This is a genomic window from Mesorhizobium sp. M0771 (assembly GCF_040320155.1).
Lineage (GTDB): Bacteria > Pseudomonadota > Alphaproteobacteria > Rhizobiales > Rhizobiaceae > Mesorhizobium.
The window spans coordinates 92,569-115,873 of sequence record NZ_JAMYPC010000006.1 but is presented as its reverse complement, the minus strand read 5'-3'; the positions used below and the strand labels follow the sequence as shown (position 1 = coordinate 115,873).

The window sequence follows — 23,305 nt, the reverse complement described above, 5'->3', positions numbered from 1 at the left end:
AGGGAACGGTTAACCGCGAATCCGGTAGACAGGCAGGCAAGCGGGGTTTCGGCCAATGACAGGCGGACGATGGAGGCTGAAGCATCTGGCTGCGCTGCTCGGCGCGCTTGTGCTTTCGGCCGTCGCCACCACTGAACCGCAGGCCGCCTCCCGCGTTTGCCGTCAACTGGAAGCCGAGCTTGCTTCTTCATCGAATGGCGGCGGCAATTCCAGCATGGTGCGGAAGTATGACAAGGCCATCTCCCGCCAGTTCGAACAGCTATCAAAGGTGCGCGGTCGTGCGAGCGATGCGAATTGTGGGTTTTCGCTGTTTTCGCGCAATGTCAGCCAATGTGCTGCGCTGAACAGCAGCATCGATCGCATGAACGCCAATCTCGATGCGTTGCAAGCCAAGCGCGCGCAGCTTGCCGGCGGCGGCTCGCGGCGCGACCGCGGCCGCATCCTGGCCGCGCTCGACGCCAATGGCTGCCGTGACGAGCCCGCGCCGCGCCGGGAGCCGCTGCAGGAAGCCAGCCGCGAACCCGACGACGGCAATCTGTTCGACCAGCTTTTCGGCGGCAACCGGCAGATCGACACGCTCGATCAGCCCGATGATCCCGGCGAGGAGCGCAATGTGCGCCGGGTGCTCAATCAGCCCGGCGTGCCGGATTTCCCGACGGTTGGCGGCGAGTTCCATACGAGCTGCGTGCGCACCTGCGACGGCTATTTCTTCCCGATGTCGAACTCGGCTTCGCTCGGCGATTTCGAGCGCGACCAGAAGAATTGCGAATCGAGCTGCCCCGGCACCGAAATGCAGGTGTTCTATTCGCGCGGCATGGAAGACGATTCGGCCAACATGACGTCGTCGGTGACCGGGAGGCCCTCCAGCGAGTTGCCTACCGCTTATCTCTACAAACAACCCAACCAGTCGCGGCCGCAGGCATGTGGCTGCAACGCGCAGGCCGGAAATTTCAAGATCATCGGCGGCAACCCGCCACCGCCCGAGCAGTTTCAGCCCGATATTGAGACCACGCCGTTCATTCCGGTGCCGGCGGCCAAACCCGATCCGGGCGCGGATCCGGAGACGCTGGCGAACGTACAAGGCGGGCTCGACCGCGCCGCCATCAAGCGCCTTGCCGTCAAGCCGGTGGTGTCGCCGGTGTCGCTGATCCCGCCGGACCAGCGCAAGGTCAGGGTCGTCGGGCCAGCGTTCCTTCCCGACCCAGCAGCGGCAATAGATCTGCAAGCTCCGGCCCGGAAGCAAGTCCGGTAAGCGCCAGCCTGAGCGGCATGAACAGCGCCTTGCCCTTGCGGCCGCTGGCTTCCCTGATCCTGGCCGTCCAGTCTTTCCAGACCGTACCGGTCCACGGCTCTTCCGGCAACAGGTCGAAGGCCTGCTGCAGGAAGTCGCGATCCTCGTCGGAAAATTCCGGCGCGGGCTGCGGGCCGTCGGCAAGGATGCGCCACCAGCCGACCGCGTCGCTCAGCCGGTCGAGATTGCCGCGCACCGCCAGCCAGAACGGCTCGGCCTTGTCGCCGGAGATGCCGAGCACGATCAGCCGATCCCGCGCCTCGGAAAACGGCATGTGGTGCATGAGCGCACGATTGAGCACGAACAGCTCGTCCGGGTCGAATTTGGCCGCCGATTTCGACGTGGCGGCGGGATCGAAGCGCGCGGCCAGTGCCGGCATGTCATGCACCGCTGCGACATTTTCCGAGGTGCCGACAAGGACGGCCAGCGAAGCCACAGCCATCGGTTCGATGCCCTCCTCGCGCAGGCTTTCGATCGACAGCGCACCGCTGCGCTTCGACAGGCCCTCGCCCGAGGCCGTGGTCAAGAGATTGTGGTGGCCGAAGACAGGCGGCTCGGCGCCCAATGCCTTGAACAGCGCGATCTGCACGCCGGTGTTGGTGACGTGGTCGTCGCCGCGGATGACATGACTGACCCCCATCTCGATGTCGTCGACGACCGAAGGCAGCGTGTAGAGATAAGTGCCGTCCTCGCGCCGCAGCACCGGATCGGACAGTGAGGCCAGATCGACGGTTTCCTCGCCGCGCACCAGATCGTTCCAGTGCACTTCGGTGCGTTCGGGCTGCAGCGGATCGCTGGTGAAATTCGGCAGCAGAAAGCGCCAGTGCGGCCGGCGGCCATCGGAGCGGTATTCGGCGATCTGCTGCTGCGAAAGCGCCAGCGCCTCGCGGCCATAGACCGGCGGCAGGCCGCGCGTGCGGCGCACCTTGCGGCGCAGGTCGAGTTCTTCGGGGGTCTCGTAGCAGGGATAGACAACGCCGGCTCTCTGCAGCCGCTCCACCGCCGCGTCGTAAGTTTCGAAGCGCCGCGACTGGTATTCGGTGGCGTCGGGAAAAATCCCCAGCCAGTGCAGGTCGTAGAGGATGGCGTCGGAAAATTCCTGCCTCGAGCGGGCAATGTCTGTGTCGTCGAAGCGCTGAATGAAACGGCCCTTGTTGTTCATGGCAAACAGCCAGTTGAACAAGGCGGTGCGGGCATTGCCGATATGAATGCGGCCGGTTGGTGAGGGGGCAAAACGGACGGTAACTGTCATGGGCGGGGCGTAACGGATGCTCTTGGAATTGACAAGACGCGCCCCCGCGCGACGCCAAAGACATAATGCACGCCAGCTAAAATGAAAAGGCTGTGAGCCAGAATCCGGCCGGGCCTGTCTCGGGTGAACCGCTCACCAGCGGTCCACGCCGGCAGAATCGGGCTTTCCTCAGCCGCTTTTTGTCCCCGTTATCCACATATGTGACACACAAGATGTTGGGGTCACAAAAGCTACGCAAACGAATCCTTGACGACGCAAACCGAGTCGCCTTTTATGTGCCATGTGCTCTTGTTGAGGGCGCGACCGGAGAGTTTCGAGCCCGGTCATTTTCCCGGATTTTGTGCGTTTTGGCCACGATTTCCGCCTGTTTACGAGGCTGGCGGAAGCGTTGGATCGTGGGGGCTTCGGGAGCGAAAAGGGAGATTTGTCGGACTGGAATAAATTGTCTGTTAACACTATATTTAGTGTTTGCAGGCAGGTTCGACGCTAGATAGTGTGAATTTCCCTCGGTCGAGGGAATCGAGGAAAAATTCAGTTTTGAGGGACCCGCAGGGTTCGGCGCAGAGTTGGAACAGCGGCTTCGTAAGAAGCTCGACCAGCAAGGCGACGAAGACTGCCCCAAGGAGAGCCGGTGTTTTCGAACGCCGGCAGACGGCGGACATGCGCGTTTCGCATTGGGGGCAGAAATCCCCGGGGAAAAGCGCTATATATAGACAAAAGGGACCGGACCAATGCGCATCGAGCGTCGTTTCACCAAGCCAGGCCAATCAGCTTACGCGGAGATCGAATTCCGCAAGGCGCTTTCGGAGATCAAGAATCCGGACGGCTCGGTGGTGTTCCGCTTGGACAATATCGATGTGCCGGCGCAGTTCTCGCAGGTTGCCGCCGACATCCTGGCGCAGAAGTATTTCCGCAAGGCCGGCGTGCCCGCGCGCCTGAAGAAGGTCGAGGAGAACGACGTCCCCTCCTTCCTGTGGCGCTCCGTCGCCGACGAGGCCGAGCTTGCCAAGCTGCCGGAAGCCGAGCGCTACGGTTCCGAAATCGACGCCCGCCAGGTCTTCGACCGGCTGGCCGGTACCTGGACCTATTGGGGCTACAAGGGCGGCTACTTCAAGTCGGAAGAAGACGCCAGCGCCTTCCGCGACGAACTCGCCTATATGCTCGCCACCCAGCGCGTTGCGCCGAACTCGCCGCAATGGTTCAATACCGGCCTGCACTGGGCCTACGGCATCGATGGCCCGAGCCAGGGCCACTATTATGTCGACCCGTTCACCGGCAAGCTGACCAAGTCGAAGTCCTCCTACGAACATCCGCAGCCGCATGCCTGCTTCATCCAGGGCGTGCAGGACGATCTCGTCAACGAAGGCGGCATCATGGACCTGTGGGTGCGCGAAGCGCGTCTGTTCAAATATGGCTCGGGCACCGGCTCCAATTTCTCGATGCTGCGCGGCGAAGGCGAAAAGCTGTCGGGCGGCGGCCGTTCGTCCGGCCTGATGAGCTTCCTCAAGATCGGCGACCGCGCGGCGGGCGCCATCAAGTCGGGCGGCACCACGCGTCGTGCGGCGAAAATGGTCATTGTCGACGCCGACCATCCCGATATCGAGGAATTCATCGACTGGAAGGTCAATGAAGAGCAGAAGGTGGCGTCGCTGGTCACCGGCTCCAAGATCGTGAAAAAACATCTCGAAGCGATCATGAAGGCCTGCATCAACTGCGAAGGCCATGATGACGACTGCTTCGACCCGTCGATCAACACCGCGCTGAAGCGCGAGATCAAGGCGGCCAAGAAGTCGGCCGTGCCGGAGAACTACATCTACCGCGTCATCCAGTTCGCCAAGCAGGGCTACACCTCGATGTCGTTCAAGACCTACGACACCGACTGGGATTCCGATGCCTACCTCACCGTTTCCGGCCAGAACTCCAACAATTCGGTGTCGCTGAAGGACAATTTCCTGCGCGCCGTCGAGGACGATGCCGACTGGCACCTGACCGCCCGCAAGGACGGCAAGGTGCTGAAGACGCTGAAGGCACGCGACCTCTGGGAAAAGATCGGCTACGCCGCCTGGGCTTCGGCCGATCCGGGCCTGCATTTCAACACGACGATGAACGACTGGCACACCTGCGCTTCGGCCGGTGCGATCCGGGCCTCCAATCCGTGCTCGGAATACATGTTCCTCGACGACACGGCCTGCAACCTGGCCTCGATCAACCTGCTGCCCTACCGCAATGCCGACGGCACGATCGACATCGCCGCCTACGAGCACACGGTGCGGCTGTGGACCGTCGTCCTCGAAATCTCGGTGATGATGGCGCAGTTCCCGTCGAAGGAGATCGCCAAGCAGTCCTACGAATACCGCACGCTCGGCCTCGGCTATGCCAACATTGGCGGCCTGCTGATGACGTCCGGCATCCCCTATGATTCCGACGAGGGCCGCGCCATCTGCGCAGCACTCACCGCCATCATGACCGGCACTGCCTATGCCACCTCGGCCGAGATGGCCGGCGAGCTCGGCGCCTTCGCCGATTACGACCGCAATGCGCAGAACATGCTGCGCGTCATGCGCAACCATCGCCGTGCCGCCTATGGCGAAAAGCAGGGCTACGAGAAGCTCGCCGTCAATCCGGTGCCGCTGGTCGCGTCCGACCTGAAGCAGCAGGAACTGGCCGCGCACGCCAAGGCTGCCTGGGACCGCGCCATCGAACTCGGCGAGGAGCATGGCTACCGCAACGCGCAGGCGACCGTGATTGCGCCGACCGGCACGATCGGTCTCGTCATGGATTGCGATACCACCGGCATCGAGCCCGACTTCGCGCTGGTGAAGTTCAAGAAGCTTGCCGGCGGCGGCTATTTCAAGATCATCAACCGCGCCGTGCCGGAAGCGCTGCGCACACTGGGTTACTCAGAAAGCCAGATCGCCGAGATCGAGGCCTATGCGGTCGGTCACGGCAACATGAACCAGGCGCCGGCGGTCAACCCCGGCTCGCTCAAGGCGAAGGGCTTCACCGACGACAAGATCGCGGCGCTCAATGCAGCACTGAAGTCGGCCTTCGACATCAAGTTCGTCTTCAACCAGTGGACGCTCGGCGCCGACTGGGTGAAGGAGACGTTCGGCTTCACCGACGAGCAGCTCAACGACTTCTCGTTCGAGATGCTGCCGGCGCTCGGCTTCTCCAGGAAGGACATCGAAGCCGCCAACATCCATGTCTGCGGTGCGATGACGCTGGAAGGCGCGCCCTTCCTCAAGGCCGAGCATCTCGCGGTGTTCGACTGCGCCAGCCCGTGCGGCAAGATCGGCAAGCGCTCGCTGTCCATCAACAGCCACATCCAGATGATGGCGGCGGCACAGCCTTTCATCTCCGGCGCCATCTCCAAGACCATCAACATGCCCAACGATGCGACGGTGGAAGACGCCAAGGGCGCCTACATGCTGTCGTGGAAGCTGGCGCTGAAGGCCAACGCGCTCTATCGCGACGGCTCGAAGCTGTCGCAGCCGCTCAATTCGTCGCTGCTCGCCGACAGCGAGGACGACGAGGACGACGCGGTCGAGCAGTTGATCGCGGCGCCCGCTTCACAGCGTGCCGTGCAGGTCACCGAGAAGATCGTCGAGCGCGTCATCGAACGCCTCTACCGCGATCGTGAAAAACTGCCGAATCGCCGCAAGGGCTACACCCAGAAGGCAGTCGTCGGCGGCCACAAGGTCTACCTGCGCACGGGCGAATTCGACGACGGCCGCATCGGCGAGATCTTCATCGACATGCACAAGGAAGGCGCCGCTTTCCGAGCGATGATGAACAACTTCGCCATCGCCATCTCGCTTGGCTTGCAATACGGCGTGCCGCTCGAGGAATTTGTCGAGGCCTTCACCTTCACCAAATTCGAGCCGGCCGGCATGGTGCAGGGCAACGACGCGATCAAGAATGCGACGTCGATCCTCGACTACGTGTTCCGCGAACTCGCCGTGTCCTACCTCGGCCGCCACGACCTCGCCCATGTCGACCAGTCGGATTTCGACAAGACGGCGCTCGGACGCGGTATCAACGAAGGCAAGGCGACGCCGTTCTCGAAGGGCCTTACCCGCGGCGCGTCACCAGTGAAGTTGGTGACGGGCTTAGGTGGCGACCCCAAGGGCTTTGCCGGATCACCCGCTGCGGCCCCTGCCCGTGTCACTCCAACTGCATTCTCGGGCTCCAACGTGCTAGCGCTGAAACCAGCAAGCGACGAAGCCATCGCCTACAAGCGCGACTATGAGGAGCGGGCCAAGGAATTGGTCGAAGACATCGTTTACGAAGAGGCAGCCGACCCAACCGGGCTGTTCACCGACGAAGCAGCGAAAGAAGCGGCCGAGGCAAAGGCACTTGCCTCTACGCGGCGTCAGCAATCCTTGATGCAGGGCTATACCGGCAACGAATGCTCGGAATGCCACAACTTCACAATGGTGCGGAACGGGACCTGCGAGAAGTGCGACACCTGCGGTTCTACGAGCGGGTGCAGCTGAGAAGGAGCACCGAAATGGCTACAACAAAAGTTGTGGCGTCGAATGACCACTACCAGCTTACGCCCTTTGGACAGCTATGTACCGAAGGGCGTACAGCCATGACAATGACCCGACCTGAAATGGCAAAACTGGTAAATACAAGTCCCCGCGATATTTCTCTTATGGAGAGTGGCCAAAAGATACCCCCTGCGCACTATGTCGTGCTGGCGATGGGAGTTCTCGGCTTAGATCTCGAAGAGGTTGAAGCAGCACTTGCGGCCCAAGACCCGACTTACAGGCTTACGCGCGTTTCGCAGCCACGATACGGTGATGTGCGATGAAAAACGTCTATGTCGCCAAAGGAGCCTCTCTCCACCAAATCAATCGTTTGGCAGAGACAATTCGGACGTCCGCGTTTGGGCCTGGCGAAGGAGAACTGGATATAATTCGATATCTGGAAATCGATTTACCTAAGATTTTTCCGGGGCTTTATCTCTTCATAGAAGACGATGTAACGATGGGCTCGCGGCGCGCCTTCATTTCTGAAGATCCGCTGGGGATCGTTGTATCCGAGAGCATCTATGAGGCCGCCGCAAATAAGTCGGCGTTCGCTATGGAAGTTCTCCTCCATGAGGTTGGGCACCTGTTTCTACATCACAGGTATGCGGCGCTTGGCCTGAATAACGCTGACGCAGTATATAGCGACAGCGTCAGAAATACCCCCCTACCTAATAGCGCCGAATGGCAAGCAACAGCTTTTGCTCTTTGCTTCCTTTATCCGTATTCCTTTTGCAAAAAATATAAATCAGCAAACGAAATTCGGAAGTCATATAAATTGACTGAGAAGCAGGCCATTAGAATTAGTCGACACTTGAGTCGGCTTAAAGTACGAAAAAATGAAACCGTTGCGTCCAACGATGGCAATTGGATCAAAGCTGTAATTTCCGAACTCCCAAAAAGAGCTTCGTTGGAACGGACTCCGGACCCCCTCGGTCAACTCTCGTTATTTTTTAACGGCAAGCAATCACAGCGCGGCTCACTCAACGCATAGATATTTACGCCGCATGGACGGCATCCGCCGCTGCTGCGCGGCTATAGGGCAATACTGCTCCAGATACCAAACCCCTCTGCAGGAACGCCTGCGAGTGCCGCATGCAGAGTGACGGGATATTCCTAAATTAGCTGCGAGAAACTAAATCGTTACGTGCAAGACAGATTGCCTTGCACGTAAGACCCTTGTAGAACAAAGCAGCAACGCAAATAAAGGTCATAAAATGGCTAAGACACCGAAGACAGAACGCAATTCAGGGAAGATATGGCAACCGGCAGAGATTAAGCAGCTTAAGGTTTTGGCGAAAGATAACACCCCTACACGCATTATCGGCCTAAAGCTTGGCCGTACACCGGGAGCGGTGCAATCGAAGGCTTCTGAGGAAGGGGTGTCCCTAAAGCCCACAAACCAGTCTCCATACAATCGAAGAAAGGCCTGAGTAGGCTGATCGATCAAACCGATCTGTGAGTGGTCAATGCGTTACGCGGTAGTGATCGAAAAAACAGGAAACAATTTCTCTGCCTATGTGCCGGACTTACCCGGCTGCATCGCGACCGGTGCGACCGTGCCAGAAGTGGAAACCGAAGTTCGCGACGCTATACGCTTTCACATCGAAGGCTTGCGTGCCGATGGGCTGGACGTGCCGAAAGGCGTCAGCCTCGCGGAATACGTCGAAGCATAAGACAGATCCTGCGATCAGGATCTCAGCACCTACCCCGCCGACACCACCCGCAGCGTCTGCTCATCAAACAACGGCTCGTCCTGCCCCGCCCGTACGAACAGCACCTTCCGCCCCGCCGGTACCTCGAAATACTGGATGCCGTCCGGCATTTCGCCCCAGTCGCCGCAGGGCGGCTCGGGAACTTCGTCATTGGCTAGCGCCTTCAGCTCTTTCGCATAGGCAGCATCGGGGCTGAATGTGTAGCGTTTGACGCCGGCGGGCACGGTGCCCTCGGTGTAGGGCGTCAGCACGCAGCGGGCGCTGACTGATTTGTCGGTCTTTTCCAGCAACAGGCGCAACACCGCGGCCTCGGCGGTTTCGCCTGATTTGATGTCGAACACCTCGACCAGCGGATCGGGCGCGCCGCCATCGCTGTATTTGATGGCGAGCGCGTTGCCGACGAATTCGAAGTGGATCTGGCGAAAACCGAAATCGCAGCGCTGCACCCAGGCGGCCAAACCGACCGTCTTGTCGGCCAGTTTCTCCCAGACGCATTTGTCGATCGGCGGGCGCGACGGCGCCAGCTCGTCCGCCCGCGCTGCGGCTGATATCGTAGCCGAGGCAAACAGCGTGCAGATCCAGACAATCAGTCTCATGGCGTTATTCATCGCTGCATCCTGTCAAAGTGAAGGCGTCCCAGGCCGAGCCGTCCGGATTGGCATTGGCGAATCGGCAAATTCGGTGAAGGCCGCGCCGAAATCGGGCAGCAACAGCCCTTTCGGCGCCGGTGTCGCTTCGCGCGAATTCAGCTGCTCGGCGCCGCCTCCGGTCAAGGCATAGACCTGGCCCATCCATATCCGGCAGCGACCGCTGCCATCCTCCAGCCCCGCTTCGCGGTCGTCGTCGGTGCAGGCATAGCGGATGGTGCCGAGCGGAAACGAATTTTTGCCATTGGTCCAGGCGATGTCGGCCGGCAAGCGCGTGTCGGTGTTGGGGACGGTCACCGAAAACACTTCGGCCGTCAGTGCCGCCGGCTCATTGTTCAGCGGCCGGAATTGCATCACCGCGCCCGAACGCGGCTCGCGGTAGGTGGCATGGCTGAGCAGACATTCTTTTGCGGTCGCTGCCTGCACGGCGCCGAGCAGAGCCAGGCAAACGACGGCCAGCCTGCGGACGATCATTGGATGTCTTGTCATGAAAGTGGGCGCCTCAGATAAAACCGACCAGCCAAGCCGCGCCGCCCAGAAACGCGGCCGAACAGACCCACAGCAGCCAAAGCCCGCGCACCCTGCATTCGAGCACTGCCGAGGCGGGGTTGGCTGGGTCGTAATGCACGTCGACCTTGCTGCCCTCGGCATAGCTGCGCCCTTGGCCGCTGACGAGGCCGGGCATTGAAGCGGTGACCGTGGCGCCGAAGGTTACGCGATCGGAGGTGTAGCGCTGGCCGGCGACGCCGTAGCTGTAAACGATGCGGGATTTGAAGACGGTGCTCCAGCGTCGATGGCCGCTGTAGTTTCGTAGCGCCTGCAGACCGGAGGAATCGATGCGGCCGGGCGCGACCCGCCATTTTGCCGCCTGCTCGGCAAGCGACTTCTGGACGAAGGCCATGCGCAGGATCATCAGGCCCATGAACAGCAGCAGCGCTCCGGCGCCGAGGTTCTGCGGCTTGGGCAGGTGCGGCCGGATCGCCTCCAGCACGCCACCGAGCGAAAACACCAGCACCACCGTGCCGATCACCAGCCCGGCCGAGAGCTTGACCATGAACTTGAAGGCGCCGTCCGGCAGGGTGCGTTCGATCACGGCCTTGCCCGGATCGGCCGGATTGTAGAAGACGGTCACTTCAGCGCCGGTGGGAAACTGCGCCAAGGTTTCGGTGACTTCGAAATTCCCCAGATTCTCCTTCACGCTGTAGCGCGAGCTTTGAAATTTCTTTTTACCGACCTTGTATTCGAAGGTGACCGCCGGAAAATTGCGCATCTCGGTGGTGTCGCTGCTGTCCGAGCCGACGCCCGACCTTCTGACTTCGCGCGCCTCGACGCGCGACGAGATGATCTTGCCCGGCGCCGGCAGCCAGTGGCTCATCGCCTGCACCTCGCGCCATTTGACGAAGGTGATGAACGACAGACCGCCCGCGATCGCGCAGGCAAATCCGACAATCAGAAATTTGAGCTCTACGTCCACCGCGTCCCCCAGGAGTGCCGGAAGCTGCAAATAGATAGCACGGCGAAGGCAATGTCTTGATTATTCGCAAAGGACGAACCGCCCTTCCTCGGGTATCGAAGCCCCCTCAACTTTGTTAAGAGTCGCCCAAACTGTTAGGAGCCATGAGACCAGGATGACAGCACTGCGCGTTCTCTCGGATGCCTTCATTCCGGAACTCCCGAACCACTACAAAGGCAAGGTCCGCGAGAATTACGATCTGCCGGATGGCCGCCGCATCATCATCGCCACCGACCGGCTGAGCGCCTTCGATGTGATCCTGACCGCAATACCGCTCAAGGGAGAGCTGCTGACGCAGACGGCGCGCTACTGGTTCGAGGAAACGGCGGACATCTGCCAAAACCATGTGCTCGATTATCCCGACCCCAATGTCGTTGTCGGCACCAGGCTCGACATTCTGCCGGTGGAAATCGTTGTTCGCGACTATCTCGCCGGCACCACCAGCACTTCGGTGCTGACGAAATACAAGAACGGCGAACGCGATATGTACGGCATCCGCCTGCCGGACGGACTGCGCGACAATGAGAAGCTGCCGCAGGCCATCATCACACCGACCAGCAAGGCGCTCGATGGCGGTCATGACGAGCCCTTGACGCGCGACGAGATTTTGACGCGCGGCCTGTTGTCGGAAGAGCAATGGGACACAGTCTCGCGCTATGCGCTGGCGCTGTTTGCGCGCGGCAAGGCGCTGGCCGCCAAGCGCGGCCTGATCCTGGTCGACACCAAATACGAGTTCGGCACGGACAAGGATGGCACCATCATCCTTGCCGATGAAATCCATACGCCCGATAGCAGCCGCTACTGGCTTGCGGCAAGCTATGAGGAGCGCTTCAAGGCAGGCGAGCGGCCGCAAAGCTTCGACAAGGACTTTATTCGCGCCTGGGTAACCGCGCGCTGCGATCCCTACAAGGACCGTATTCCGAAAATCCCCGCCGAACTCATCGAGCAGACGTCGCGTGTCTATACGCAGGCCTTTGAGACCATCACCGGCAAGACCTTCACCGCCGATATCTCGGGAAAGACGGTGCTGGACCGCATTCGCGAGAACCTGCGCCCTTATTTCTGACGGCGGCTGGCGGCCGCCGGTCAACTTGCCGAGGTCGCGGACACGGACGGTTCTGGCGGAGCGCGCCACGTGCCGAGATATGATCCGCACAGGATGAGCGCGAAAGCCGCTACAATGCCGATATCGAGCGGCTCTGAAAGGACGAGCACGCCGGCTGCCACGGAGACGGCGGGCGCCACATAGGTTATGACGACCGCCCGTTCGGGGCCGATCTCCCGCACCAGCAGAAAATAGGTGGCGAAGGCGATCGCCGTGCAAAACACGCCAAGACCGAGGATTGCGCCAACCACCGTTGTCGACGGCACGGCCGCCGGCCAGGCCAACGCCGCCGGCACGGCGTAGATCAGCGCGGCCCCTGCCAGACAGACTGCCGTCAGCGAGGTAGCCGGCACATCGTTCAGCCAGCGCGACGCGATGATCGAACCCGAGGCATAGCAGGCCGCGGCCATGAGAATCTCGACGACCGCGAGAAATCCGCCACCCAAGGTCGGCAGCGCCAGCACGAAGACACCGGCAAAACCGAGGAAAAGGCCAGTCCAGCGGCGTATCCCCAGCCGCTCATCCGAGCCCATCAGCTTTGAGAGCGCGACGGTTACGGCCGGCGTCATGGCAATCAGCAGTCCGGCGGTGGAACTGTCGATGCTGACTTCGCCATGGGTGATCAGCCCCCATGGCAGGATCATCTCGACCAGACAGAATGCGGCGACCGCCCGCCAATGTGTCTTCAGCCATCCGAAACTGCGCTGGACAAGGACGAAGGGCAGCAGCGCCAGGGCGCCGACGGCTGTTCGGGCAAAGACCAGGAAGGGCACCGACACCTCGGCAACCGCCAGCTTGATCAACAAATAGGGAATGCCCCACAGGAGGCTGAGCAGCACGCACAAAAACAGTCCGCGGCGCGTCATGACGGCCTCACAGCCAGAAAGGTGGTCCACTCTTCGCGATCGCGGCCGACGTTGAATTCGTCTCCGACAAGGACCAGCCCGGCGTTTTCGAGGCGGGCCGCGAAGTCGTCCCTGCGCCAGTAGACCGTATGATATTCGCCGCTCTTCTCGCCATCGCCAATGCGCATCGAGACGAGGAAGGCGCCGCCCGGCCGCAGCGACCCGGCAATCTTGGCAAGCACCTGGTCGGCCTGCTCGCGCGGCACGTGGATCAGGACGCACAATGCGAGCACCGCGTCGTAGGGGCCGCCGAGATCGTCGGTGATGAGATCGAGAAACTCACCATGCTTGCCGCGCGCGGCCTGCAACTCGAGAAACCGCTTCGTTGCGTCGGTGCGCCGAACCTGGACACCGAGCCCTTCGACGAAGTCCGCGTCGTATCCGGGTCCCGAGCCGACTTCCAGTATGCGGCCGCCTTTGCCGGCGATCTTCACCAGGCGCTTCAGCCATTTCTGTTCTCTTTGGTTCGGAACGTGCCGCACCAGAGCGTCGTAGCGTTCGGCATAGTCCTCATAGGCGTTGATCGTTTGTCGGCTCTTCGCCAGATCCTCGGATAACACAGTCATCTTTCCCTCCCCTGGTCAAAGAGCTTGCTTAGCCAATGGTGCCGGGAGGCACGCGTCCGTCAAGCATACCGATATCCCTGAGGAAATGATCCGACAGCGAGCGGCGGTCGAGCAGGCCGTGCTTGCGAGGTCTGAACGGCGCGGTGAAGAGGTCGAGCATCGGCCGGCGAAGCGTGTTGTAGAGAGCGATGGTGGTGGTCATTGCCGTATCCTCCAGGGTTTGATCCGATGAATGCAGCATGCCGTTTTCCGGGCTTGGTTTCCAATCGAACGTCGCGTAGTATGCATCAGCGGGATTGATGCGTCATGAGCTGGGAACTACCACCATTAGGAGCCATCAGGGTCTTTGAAGCCGCAGCCCGGCTGGGCAGTTTCACCAAGGCAGCCGAAGAACTCGGCATGACCCAATCAGCTGCCAGCTATCAGATAAAGGTGCTGGAAGAACGTGCCGGAACGCCGCTTTTCATAAGAAAAACAAGGCAGATCGCGCTGACCGAGGCCGGACAGCAGCTGGCGCCGCACGCAACAGGCGCATTCTCGACCCTGGCCGACGCATGGGTCGCGACCAAGGGTGGAGCGACCGGCGTGCTGTCGGTGACGACCATGGAAACCTTCGCATCGAACTGGCTGGCCGTATGGCTTGGAACATTCCAGCTGATGCATCCCGACCTTGCCGTGAAGGTGAATACATCGCACGGGCTGGCCGATTTCACGCGCGGCGACATGGATGTCGGCATTCGCACCGGCAGTGGAAAATGGCCGGGCCTGACGGCTCACTATCTGTTCAAGGCGGACTATACGCCGATGCTCAGCCCGAGACTCGCCGAAAGCGTCGGCGGCATCCACCGCCCCGAGGATCTCTACCAAGTGCCGCTATGCTGTGCCGACGATCCCTGGTGGGAAATCTGGTTCAAGGCTGCCGGCGTGCCGTTCGAGCCCGATCGCGTCATCGCTGGCCCGAAGCTGGGTACGCAGGCCTATGATGCGATGGCGGCGCTGACCGACAAGGGCGCCGCGATCCTCACCAGAAACCTTTACAGCGCCCTGTTGGAAAAGGGCCAGTTGATACAGCCATTCGGCGTGCTTGGATCGGACGGCGACGGCTATTGGCTGGTGCATCTGGAGAGCCGCCGCAACGCGCCCAAAATCAAGGTGTTTCGCGACTGGGTGCTGGCGCAGACGGCAGAGATACGCGAACGCGAACGGCTCGATAACCCTCAAGGCGCCACGATCAAGGTCGCCCGTGCCTAATCCTTAAAGGTCAACCCGTACTTGGCGACCTGCTCCTTCGGCATATCCGCAAGCGCCTGGCGCGTGGTGTAGCCGCCATAGATCACCTTGCCGTTCTTGATCATCCAGTCCTCGACGTCGGCCTCGGTCACCGTCATCCTGTCGCCCATCTTGTACTTGTTGCCATTGACCGGCACGTCGGCGAGCAGGCCAATATAAGAGCCTTCGCTGTAGCCGACCAGCTGCAGCCAGATATGCTCGGTGGCGCCGTTCTGGGTCAGCGGGAATTTTACCGTGTAGGTGCCGGGCGTGCCGGCGTCCATCAGTTCGTGGAAGCGCTTGAGGGTCGAGCGGCCGCTGTCCTTGGCGGCCTGCATCGCCTTGTCCTCGGTGGAATAAGACACGACGTTCTGCTTCGACTCAGCCAGCGAAGCGCCACTTCCGCCCGGCATGTGGCCGAGCGAGCTAAAAAACCCGTAGCCGACAGCGGCGGCAAGAGCGACAGCCACAACTGGATTGCGCATAGACCCCTCCGAAACCCGATCACGGGCACGTTACCGGAAGGCTGTTGCGATACCGCTAAAGGACAGAGTGAGCGGATCGTTAGCGAGACGCTGAAAATTCAACCCAAGGCGCAGCGGCAGGCAGCGCAGGCGCACCGGCACCTGCCTGACGTTCAGTCGGCGTCGGCGACGGTCGTCTGCCCGCCTGCCCATGCCCGCCAGGCGCGCTCGTCGCCATGGAAGACGTTGAGGTCGATGCGGCCGGTCACGCCGTGCGACAGGCCGGAGCCGGAATACTGCCAGAACAGCCATTTGCGGCCGGGATAGACTTTTGAGGGATGCCGCGCGACGGCGCGCAGCCAGAACGGATAATCGAGAAACGCACCCTTGAGATTGTCGCGATAGAAATCCGGTGCGGTGTAGATGATGGGCCGCTGGCCGTAATGGCGCTCCAGCTTGTCCATGAACACCTTCATCTTTTCCAGCACGGTGGCCCGCGACGGCCGCCGCTTGCAGGAAGATTCGCCGTTCCACTCGACATCGATTACCGGTGGCAGCGCGCCTTCGACCCTCGGCACATTGCGGATGAACCAGTCGGCCTGCTCGCCCGCAGTGCGGCACCAGTAGAAGAAATGATAGGCGCCGCGCTTCAGCCCGGCGGCGTCGGCATTGCGCCAGTTCTTCATGAACATCGGGTCGAGATGGTCGCCGCCATCGGTCGCCTTGATGTAGGCGAAGTTGGCGCCCTGGGCACGCAGCTTGCCCCAGTTGACATTGCCCTGCCAGCGCGAGACGTCGACGCCGTGGACGGCAAGGTAGCGTGGCGAAGCCTTGCCGAAATTGATCGGCTTGGCGTCGCGAAAACCGTAGCGGGTGACCGGCGAGGCCAGCATGGCCGGCGCAGCGCGCGTCAACCGCTTCGGCGCAGACATCAGAGCTGCGGGCTCGAGCTGTGGTCTGGTGCTCCCCTGCGGCGTGCCCGCGACGATGGCCTCTTCTTCCTCGACCATGGAAAAGGGCGGCGCATTGTCGGCCACAGCGTTGTCGGCCACCATGTCGGACCGCATCGGCGCGAGGTCGGCGGTCTCCGCCGGAGCCGCTGTGACCAGCGCGCTCGGACGCACGACCGAACTGGTCGTCTCGTTCGACGGTTGCAAGCCATCGACGCCCGCTGTGGACGAACAGCCGGCAAGCCACAGCGATGCCAACATGAAACTGACGACGCCTGAAATCCGCATCTGGACCTGTACGCAAAACACAACAGACCGAAGGCAAACAGACGCCGCCGGACAAACCGGCCTCGATTACTAACGAGAAATTACCAACAAAGTTTGAATCAAGTTGTTAGGAATTGGCCCTCTTGTCTTCTCCCCCTGTGGGAGAAGGTGGATCGGCGCGTAGCGCCGAGACGGATGAGGGGTGTTCCAGCGGAGTGAGGCGTTGGCGTTCCCTGGAACACCCCTCATCCGACCGAGCTTCGCTCGGCCACCTTCTCCCACAAGGGGAGAAGGGGAAGCCCTTACCTTCCCAGCCATTGCTGCATGCAGCTTTTCGCCACCACATGCGCCGGCGGCACCGATGGTTCGTCGGCGGCCGGGCGGCGGGCACGTTCGAGCAGCAGGCGAACCTGTTCGGGGCGCACGCGGTCACGCTCCATCACGAGGAGGACCATCGGATCGCTCAAAAGCTCGTCCAGGGTGCTGATTCTGTCGCTCATCGGTCGTCTCCTCGATACCGGCCCGCAGACGACAGATAGGCAGGCAATCATGGCCCGCCAATGACGCTTTGCCGGCTATGTCGTGGTTTCGGGATTAATTTCCGGTAAGGCCGGCGTCAGTTCGGAGGCGGCGCGCCTTCATGGTGCGGCAGGCCGTCATCGAGCTGCAGCCAGGGCTGCTTCGAGGCGGTCCACATAAGCATTTCCGGCTTGAACAGCGAGGGATCGTCGAGCGAACCGGTGGTGATGCCGACGATGCCGGCGGAGTCGCGTCGGGAAAACAGCGTGGTGCCGCAAGCGGCGCAAAAGCCGCGCTTGAGGTCCGGAGAGGTGTTGACCGTCGCCACCTCTCCCTCGACCGTGACATCGTCGATGCGAAACAAAAGGCGGGCGTTGAACGCCGCGCCTATGACCTTCTGGCAGCGCCGGCAGTGGCAGACGCGCTGGTTGAGCGGCGCCGCCTCGGGGCCGTAGCGCACTGCCCCGCAATGGCATCCGCCCTGGTATTTCGTCATCATTCGAACCCATCACACTGAAGGTCTTTGATGATATCGACAGGTACCTTTCGGTCAATTGAAAAGCCCTGATGGCGCCATCGATTGCGCCGATAGGATCAATGGCTGCGCCAAGGCTCCGTAGCTTCGCAGGCACAAAAAAGCCGACCGCCTCTTCGAGACGGCCGGCATGTATTTTCAGGCAAGCTATTTCGTTTCGCTGAGGACTTCGTCCCAGGTCTTCACCTTGGTTTCGCCATTGAGGAAGGGCAGTGCCGCGGCCGTCAGCTCCGGTGCGAAGAATACGTCGTAGTGGGTGCGATTGGGAATGATGGCCAGCCGGTTCTGCGACAGGTTCTCACGCATCCAGCCGGCATCCTTCAGCCCGCCGCCGATCATCTGGTAGAACCTGATCTCGTGCTCGGGCTTGTACATGTCGCTGTCGCCATAGGCCAGCATAACCGGCATCTTCAGCTTCGCCACATCGGCGGAATAGTCGTAATCCTTGCGCATGAAATTGCCCAGCGCATCGAGCAGTTTGGGGAAATCGTCGGGACGTGGGGCGACGGCGACGTAGGATTTGTACATCGGCGTGTCCTTCATGAAATCGGCGGCGGCCGCGCTCACCTGCGCCTGCTGGCCGCGCATCTCGTCATAGAAGCCATTGGCGGCGAAGCCGGTCGAGACCAGGACCAGCCGGCGCACCGTCTCGGGATGCTGGACGGCCATACGGAAGGCGACGCCGCCGCCCAGCGAATAGCCAAGCACGTCGACCTTGTCATAGCCGAGCGCCTTGACGATACCAGCCATGTCGTCGCCCATCCCCTCAAGGCTGAAGGGTCGCTCGCCGAGCGCGGTGCGGCCATGGCCCTGCAGGTCAACGGCAATGATGGTGCGGTTTTCCGCCAGCTTCGGCAGCAGCGGCGCGAACATGTCCGACGTGCCAAGGCCGCCATGCAGCAGAAGCAGCGGTTCGCCCTTGCCGTAGACGGCATAGTAGTAATTCAGGCCGTCGATCGGCAGCAGGCCGGACTTTTCCGGCTTCGGCATGGCTGTTGCTTCGGTGGTCATGGCGGGCTTGGTCTCCTCTGCATTGGCTGGGCCGGGCGCTACGAACAAGGCAGCGACCGAGGCAAGAATGGCGAAATAGATTGGTCTGGACATGTCGGTCTCCTCGGGTTCCGCCCCAAGGACGAGCAAGCACGCCGCGTGCCGACATGCCCTGCGAAAAAATCCGCGGAAGAATGATCGGTTTGGCTGTTGTCGATCGGGTCGCGCGCCTCAGTGGCGCTTGGCCTGCACCAGATAGGCGTCGATCTCGGTCTCGCCGAGCCATTTGGCGGCTTCCAGCCGGTGCAGGCCCTCGACCAGGATGTGGCGCTTGCCGTCATGGCGAACCTGGATCGGCGTCTTCATGCCGTTTTCCAGTATGTCTTCGGCCAGGTGCCGGACCGTTTCGGGATGAAGCGTCTTCTTGCGCGCCGTCGGCACGTAGATGTCATCGACCTTGACCTTCTGCACTCTCAGCATACCGGCTCCCGAGGCGGAAAATGCCGCCTCGCCTGAGATAGTCGGTTTGCCAGGTGCGGCCAAGAGCGGCCAAGCAATTGTGTCGTATGCAATTGCTGGCCCGATCGTTTCCATTTGACGCTTGGCCGGCAGATGGCCGAAATGGCGGCCTGTCACTTTTCCGGTGTTCATGACCCAACTGCCGACCGAATTTCCCGATTTCGGACTGACGCCCGAGCAGCGCCGCGAGGCAGTGCGCGGCCATTACTATGAATGGCCGGGAATGGACGGCGAGCGCGGCGAGATCTGGTGTTATTCCAACCGCTTTTCCTACCGCGCCGGCGAGACCGTGACGCTGCATGTCAGTTCGACAGTGCCGCGCTTCAGCATTGTCATTGTCCGCGACGGCGGCAGCGAGACAAAAGTCTTCGAGCAAACGGGGCTTTCGGCGCGCTGGCAGGATACGCCCGACCAGTGCTCGGTCGAAGGCTGCGGCTGGGAGGCGTCTTTCGAATTTCGCATAGGCAACGATTGGCCATCCGGCGCCTATCGGCTGACACTGACGGCGGACGGGCGCGAGCCCATCCATTGCCATCACCTCATCATCGTCGCGCCCCTGCCCGGCAAAAAGCCCGGTCGCGTGCTGCAGGTGGCGGCGACGGGCACCTGGCTGTCCTACAACACCTGGGGCGGCTCCAACGCCTATCAGGGTATCACCGGACCTGGCCGCGACCAATATGCGCGCATGGTGTCGACGCAGCGGCCGTGGTGCCGCGGCTTTGTCGTGCTGCCCAAGGACGCGCCGCGCGTGCCCTTGGAGGTCGCGGTGCCGCCGAAAACCGTGCCGCGCTATCCGCACATGGAATGGGCGTACGCCACCGGACATTCGAAGAAATACACCTCCTCCGGCTGGGCGAGCTATGACAGCCACTTCTTCCGCTTTGCCGAGCGCGCCGGCTATGGCGTCGATCTCGCCAGCCAGCACGATTTGCACTTCTCGCCCGAAATCCTCGATGGTTATGACTGTGTGGTCTTCGTCGGCCATGACGAGTACTGGACCTGGGAGATGCGGGACGCCGTCGACAGCTACGTCGAGCGCGGCGGCCATGCGGCGCGCTTTGCCGGCAATTTCATGTGGCAGACAAGGCTCGAGGACGAAGGCCGCCGGCAGGTCTGTTACAAATACCGCGCGCGGGCCGAAGACCCGGCCTATGGCGGCGACGTCACCCGCGCCACCAACTCCTGGGAAGCGCCGGAGATCGGCCGTCCCGGCGCTCTGACCTTCGGCCTTAACGCAACGAGGGGCGTCTATTCCGGCTGGGGCGGATGCGCACCGCGCGGCGTGCGCGGCTTTCCGGTCTATCGGCCCGAGCACTGGGCCTTTGCCGGCACCGGCATGTACTATGGCGACCTGCTCGGCGCCGACAGCCATGTCTATGGCTATGAGGTCGACGGGCTCGATTTCGAGATCCGCGGCGGCCTGCCCTATCCGACACCGGACAGCGGTGCGCCTGACGGGCTGCAGGTGCTGGCCGTCGGCATAGCGAGCCAGGTCGAGGAAAGCGCCGATATCCCGATCGAGGACCAGTTTCTCGCCGACGAGGATGGCCGCTTTACGGCCGAAACGCTGTTTGGCGAGGCGACCGACGCCAATCTGGAAAAGGTCAAACGCGGCAACGGCATGATCGTCAATTTTCCGCGCGGCAAGGGCGAGGTTTTCCACGCCGGAAGCTGCGAATGGGTCGCCGGCCTGCTCAGGCAGGATCCCATGGTCGAGCGAGTGACCAGGAATGTAATCGATCGCTACCTCGGAAAGTCCTGACATGCAGAAGCCCTCATCAACTGGTTCAGAAACGCGCGCGCCCTCGCACCTGTTCTACCTCTCCAGCCTGCGCCGGCCGCTGATCGACCGCGCCGAAGGCATTTATATGTGGACGCAGGACGGCCGCCGCTTCATCGACGGATCGAGCGGGCCGATGGTCGCCAATATCGGCCATTCCAACCGCAACGTGCTCGACGCCATGAAGCGGCAGATGGACCGCGCCACCTTCGCCTACCGGCTGCATTTCGAGAACGAACCGGCGGAAGAACTGGCGCGGGAACTCGCCGGCAAACTGCCGGAGGGCATGGACCGAATCTTCTTCGTCTCCGGCGGTTCGGAAGCAACGGAATCCTGCATCAAGCTGGCGCGGCAATGGGCGGTCGCGACCGGCCAGCACAAGCGTTGGAAGGTGATCACCCGCTTTCCCTCCTACCATGGCGGCACGCTGGGTTCGCTGTCGATCACCGGCGATGATGCGCTGGCCGAAACTTTTGCGCCGATGATGCGGGTGATGCCGACTGTGCCGGCGCCGACCGCATGGCGCGACCGCGACAATCTTTCGATGGAGCAGCGCGGCGTCCGCTATGCCGACATGCTGGAGGAGAAGATCCAGGCCGAGGGCCCGGACAGCGTGCTCGCCTTCATCATGGAGCCGATCGGCGGTGCGGCCACGTCCGCCCTGGTGGCGCCCGACAGCTATTATCCGCGTATCCGCGAGATCTGCGACCACTACGGCATCCTGCTCATCCATGACGAAGTGATGAGCGGCGCCGGCCGTACAGGTAAATTCCTCGGCGGCGACCATTGGAACTGCAAGCCCGACATCGTCGCGCTGTCGAAGGGGCTTGGCTCCGGCTATGCGCCGCTCGGCGCGCTGGCCGCCCCGATGCGGCTGGTCGAGCCGCTGCTGGCGTCGGGCGGCTTCCAGCATGGCCACACCTATGCTGGCAATCCGCTCGCCTGCGCGGCCGGGCTCGCCGTGCTCGGCGAAATGGACCGCCTCGACCTGATCGCCAATGCCGCCGCGATGGGCGACGTGCTGATGGACGGGCTGAAAGGGCTGGCGAAGCGTTTTCCGTTCATCGCCGATGTCCGAGGCAAAGGCCTGCTCACCGGCGCCGAGATGGTTGCCGATCCCGAAACTCTACGGCCGATCGAACAGGGCAAGAAAGCCACGCAGCGCCTGCTCGACCTCGCCTACGAGCGCGGGCTGATCATCTACGGCCGCAGGGTCAAGGGCGGTGTCGACAGCGACAATTTCATGGTGGCGCCGCCGATGATCGTCACGGCTGAAGAGGTCGGCCAGATCATTTCCATCATCGGCGATTCGCTGGAAGTTCTGGCCGCCGAACTCGACCTGCCGGTCGAAGGCTGAGGGCTAAAGAATGGCGCCGAGGAAAGTCATCATCACCTGCGCGGTCACTGGCTCGGTGCACACCCCGTCCATGTCGCCCTATCTGCCGGTGACGCCGGACCAGATCGCGACCGACGCCATCGCGGCGGCCGAGGCTGGCGCCTCAATCCTGCATCTCCACGCCCGCGATCCCAAAGACGGCCGGCCGACCGCCGATCCCGAGGTGTTCATGCAGTTCCTGCCGCGCATCAAGCAAGCGACCGATGCGGTGATCAACATCACCACCGGCGGTTCGTCGCTGATGACGCTCGACCAGCGGCTGGCGGCACCACTGCGGGCCGAGCCGGAAATGTGTTCGCTGAACATGGGCTCGATGAATTTCGCGCTGTTCCCGATGCTCGACAAGCCAAGGGAATGGCAGCACGAGTGGGAACCAAAGCTGCTCGAAGCCACCCGCGACACCATCTTCAAGAACACCTTTGCCGATATGGAAGGCGTGCTCGAAAAGCTCGGCAAGGGCTGCGGCACGCGCTTCGAGTTCGAATGCTACGATGTCGGCCATCTCTATTCGCTGGCGCATTTCCGCGACCGCGGGCTGGTGTCGGGGCCGCTGTTCATTCAATTCGTGCTCGGCATTCTGGGTGGCATCGGTGCCGATCCCGACAATCTCATCCACATGAAGCGCATTGCCGACAAGCTGTTCGGCGACAGCTACCAGTTCTCGGTGCTCGCCGCCGGCCGCCACCAGATGCCGCTGATCTCGATCGCAGCGGCGATGGGCGGCAATGTCCGCGTCGGGCTGGAGGACAGTCTCTACGACGGACGCCAGCTGGCGAAATCCAACGCCGACCAGGTGCGCAGGATACGTGGCATTCTCGATGGCCTGTCGCTGGAGGTGGCCACACCGGCGGAGGCGCGGGAGATGCTGGCGCTGAAGGGTGGGGACCGGGTGGCGTTTTGAGATGATTGAGATGGCGGCGCCCAGTCGCACCCCCCTCTGTCCTGCCGGACATCTCCCCCTCAAGGGGGGAGATTGGATGTCGCCACGGCCTTCGCAAACTTCCAAAGTTGCAGGATGGACGGCAGCGCAGAAACTGCTGATCTCCCCCCTTGAGGGGGAGATGTCCGGCAGGACAGAGGGGGGTGCCTT

Annotated in this window: 23 protein-coding genes; 10 read left to right on the top strand and 13 right to left on the bottom strand. The window is 61.9% G+C overall.

What is annotated here, in order from left to right:
• Window positions 1-55 precede the first annotated feature (55 nt).
• Window positions 56-1,252 carry a DUF2865 domain-containing protein gene (locus NKI05_RS11675; RefSeq protein ID WP_352792377.1) on the top strand — a complete coding sequence of 399 codons (1,197 nt, stop codon included), beginning with the start codon at window positions 56-58 and terminating at the stop codon, window positions 1,250-1,252.
• Here NKI05_RS11675 and gltX read toward each other — a convergent pair.
• Window positions 1,170-2,543, bottom strand: coding sequence for a glutamate--tRNA ligase (gltX, locus tag NKI05_RS11670; RefSeq protein ID WP_023684934.1), 1,374 nt, complete (start codon window positions 2,541-2,543; stop codon window positions 1,170-1,172). The genes NKI05_RS11675 and gltX overlap by 83 nt on opposite strands.
• A gap of 731 nt (window positions 2,544-3,274) precedes the next feature.
• On the opposite strand from gltX, the gene NKI05_RS11665 reads away from it, so the two are divergent.
• The 4 genes from NKI05_RS11665 to NKI05_RS11650 all read left to right on the top strand — a co-directional run bounded on the left by NKI05_RS11665 (window position 3,275) and on the right by NKI05_RS11650 (window position 8,751).
• The gene (locus NKI05_RS11665; RefSeq protein WP_023816571.1) at window positions 3,275-7,039 is read left to right on the top strand and encodes a vitamin B12-dependent ribonucleotide reductase; all 3,765 of its coding nucleotides are present in this window, start codon (window positions 3,275-3,277) and stop codon (window positions 7,037-7,039) included.
• Between the two features lie 14 nt (window positions 7,040-7,053).
• Complete coding sequence (locus NKI05_RS11660; protein WP_155929804.1) at window positions 7,054-7,359, top strand: helix-turn-helix domain-containing protein; 306 nt, start codon at window positions 7,054-7,056, stop codon at window positions 7,357-7,359.
• Window positions 7,356-8,069, top strand: coding sequence for an ImmA/IrrE family metallo-endopeptidase (locus NKI05_RS11655; RefSeq protein ID WP_155929802.1), 714 nt, complete (start codon window positions 7,356-7,358; stop codon window positions 8,067-8,069). Before NKI05_RS11660 ends, NKI05_RS11655 begins: the two co-directional genes overlap by 4 nt.
• Before the next feature lie 475 nt (window positions 8,070-8,544).
• Complete coding sequence (locus tag NKI05_RS11650) at window positions 8,545-8,751, top strand: type II toxin-antitoxin system HicB family antitoxin (protein WP_023816570.1); 207 nt, start codon at window positions 8,545-8,547, stop codon at window positions 8,749-8,751.
• Window positions 8,752-8,780: 29 nt separating this feature from the next.
• Here NKI05_RS11650 and NKI05_RS11645 read toward each other — a convergent pair whose 3' ends face one another.
• From NKI05_RS11645 to NKI05_RS11635, 3 genes are read right to left on the bottom strand one after another with little or no spacing between them, the layout of a single operon-like run.
• On the bottom strand, window positions 8,781-9,386 hold the full coding sequence (locus tag NKI05_RS11645; protein ID WP_245261989.1) for a hypothetical protein: 606 nt from the start codon (window positions 9,384-9,386) through the stop codon (window positions 8,781-8,783).
• A gap of 24 nt (window positions 9,387-9,410) precedes the next feature.
• Complete coding sequence (locus NKI05_RS11640) at window positions 9,411-9,926, bottom strand: hypothetical protein (protein ID WP_245261988.1); 516 nt, start codon at window positions 9,924-9,926, stop codon at window positions 9,411-9,413.
• A 13-nt stretch (window positions 9,927-9,939) separates the two neighbouring features.
• On the bottom strand, window positions 9,940-10,911 hold the full coding sequence (locus NKI05_RS11635) for a DUF3592 domain-containing protein (protein ID WP_023726901.1): 972 nt from the start codon (window positions 10,909-10,911) through the stop codon (window positions 9,940-9,942).
• Window positions 10,912-11,074: 163 nt separating this feature from the next.
• On the opposite strand from NKI05_RS11635, the gene NKI05_RS11630 reads away from it, so the two are divergent.
• On the top strand, window positions 11,075-12,016 hold the full coding sequence (locus NKI05_RS11630) for a phosphoribosylaminoimidazolesuccinocarboxamide synthase (protein ID WP_023700826.1): 942 nt from the start codon (window positions 11,075-11,077) through the stop codon (window positions 12,014-12,016).
• A 20-nt stretch (window positions 12,017-12,036) separates the two neighbouring features.
• Here the strand turns inward: NKI05_RS11630 and NKI05_RS11625 are convergent, their stop codons facing one another.
• The 3 genes from NKI05_RS11625 to NKI05_RS11615 are packed head-to-tail and all read right to left on the bottom strand — an operon-like array spanning window position 12,037 to window position 13,767.
• On the bottom strand, window positions 12,037-12,921 hold the full coding sequence (locus NKI05_RS11625; protein ID WP_023816566.1) for a DMT family transporter: 885 nt from the start codon (window positions 12,919-12,921) through the stop codon (window positions 12,037-12,039).
• Window positions 12,918-13,526, bottom strand: coding sequence for a class I SAM-dependent DNA methyltransferase (locus NKI05_RS11620; protein WP_023694158.1), 609 nt, complete (start codon window positions 13,524-13,526; stop codon window positions 12,918-12,920). Before NKI05_RS11620 ends, NKI05_RS11625 begins: the two co-directional genes overlap by 4 nt.
• Window positions 13,527-13,554: 28 nt before the next feature.
• A complete protein-coding gene (locus NKI05_RS11615; RefSeq protein ID WP_023731195.1) occupies window positions 13,555-13,767 on the bottom strand; it encodes a hypothetical protein in 213 nt (70 codons plus the stop codon).
• 65 nt (window positions 13,768-13,832) lie between these two features.
• On the opposite strand from NKI05_RS11615, the gene NKI05_RS11610 reads away from it, so the two are divergent.
• Window positions 13,833-14,777, top strand: coding sequence for a LysR family transcriptional regulator (locus tag NKI05_RS11610; RefSeq protein ID WP_050594137.1), 945 nt, complete (start codon window positions 13,833-13,835; stop codon window positions 14,775-14,777).
• Here the strand turns inward: NKI05_RS11610 and NKI05_RS11605 are convergent.
• The 6 genes from NKI05_RS11605 to NKI05_RS11580 all read right to left on the bottom strand — a co-directional run bounded on the left by NKI05_RS11605 (window position 14,774) and on the right by NKI05_RS11580 (window position 19,000).
• Window positions 14,774-15,280: a DUF2314 domain-containing protein gene (locus tag NKI05_RS11605; protein WP_023700830.1), complete on the bottom strand. Its 507-nt coding sequence runs from the start codon at window positions 15,278-15,280 to the stop codon at window positions 14,774-14,776. The two genes, NKI05_RS11610 and NKI05_RS11605, sit on opposite strands and share 4 nt — an antisense overlap.
• A gap of 152 nt (window positions 15,281-15,432) precedes the next feature.
• Window positions 15,433-16,497 carry a glycoside hydrolase family 25 protein gene (locus NKI05_RS11600; RefSeq protein WP_023816564.1) on the bottom strand — a complete coding sequence of 355 codons (1,065 nt, stop codon included), beginning with the start codon at window positions 16,495-16,497 and terminating at the stop codon, window positions 15,433-15,435.
• A 281-nt stretch (window positions 16,498-16,778) separates the two neighbouring features.
• Complete coding sequence (locus NKI05_RS11595) at window positions 16,779-16,976, bottom strand: hypothetical protein (RefSeq protein WP_023816563.1); 198 nt, start codon at window positions 16,974-16,976, stop codon at window positions 16,779-16,781.
• Window positions 16,977-17,092: 116 nt separating this feature from the next.
• Complete coding sequence (locus NKI05_RS11590) at window positions 17,093-17,491, bottom strand: GFA family protein (RefSeq protein ID WP_031205988.1); 399 nt, start codon at window positions 17,489-17,491, stop codon at window positions 17,093-17,095.
• Window positions 17,492-17,677: 186 nt separating this feature from the next.
• The gene (locus tag NKI05_RS11585) at window positions 17,678-18,634 is read right to left on the bottom strand and encodes an alpha/beta fold hydrolase (RefSeq protein ID WP_352444721.1); all 957 of its coding nucleotides are present in this window, start codon (window positions 18,632-18,634) and stop codon (window positions 17,678-17,680) included.
• 117 nt (window positions 18,635-18,751) lie between these two features.
• The gene (locus NKI05_RS11580; protein ID WP_008875526.1) at window positions 18,752-19,000 is read right to left on the bottom strand and encodes a ParB N-terminal domain-containing protein; all 249 of its coding nucleotides are present in this window, start codon (window positions 18,998-19,000) and stop codon (window positions 18,752-18,754) included.
• 169 nt (window positions 19,001-19,169) lie between these two features.
• On the opposite strand from NKI05_RS11580, the gene NKI05_RS11575 reads away from it, so the two are divergent.
• From NKI05_RS11575 to kce, 3 genes are read left to right on the top strand one after another with little or no spacing between them, the layout of a single operon-like run.
• Window positions 19,170-20,801, top strand: coding sequence for a N,N-dimethylformamidase beta subunit family domain-containing protein (locus NKI05_RS11575; protein WP_023816559.1), 1,632 nt, complete (start codon window positions 19,170-19,172; stop codon window positions 20,799-20,801).
• A gap of 1 nt (window position 20,802) precedes the next feature.
• On the top strand, window positions 20,803-22,176 hold the full coding sequence (locus tag NKI05_RS11570; RefSeq protein WP_023816558.1) for an aminotransferase family protein: 1,374 nt from the start codon (window positions 20,803-20,805) through the stop codon (window positions 22,174-22,176).
• Between the two features lie 10 nt (window positions 22,177-22,186).
• A complete protein-coding gene (kce, locus tag NKI05_RS11565; protein WP_023816557.1) occupies window positions 22,187-23,116 on the top strand; it encodes a 3,5-dioxohexanoate:acetyl-CoA acetone transferase in 930 nt (309 codons plus the stop codon).
• Window positions 23,117-23,305 lie beyond the last annotated feature (189 nt).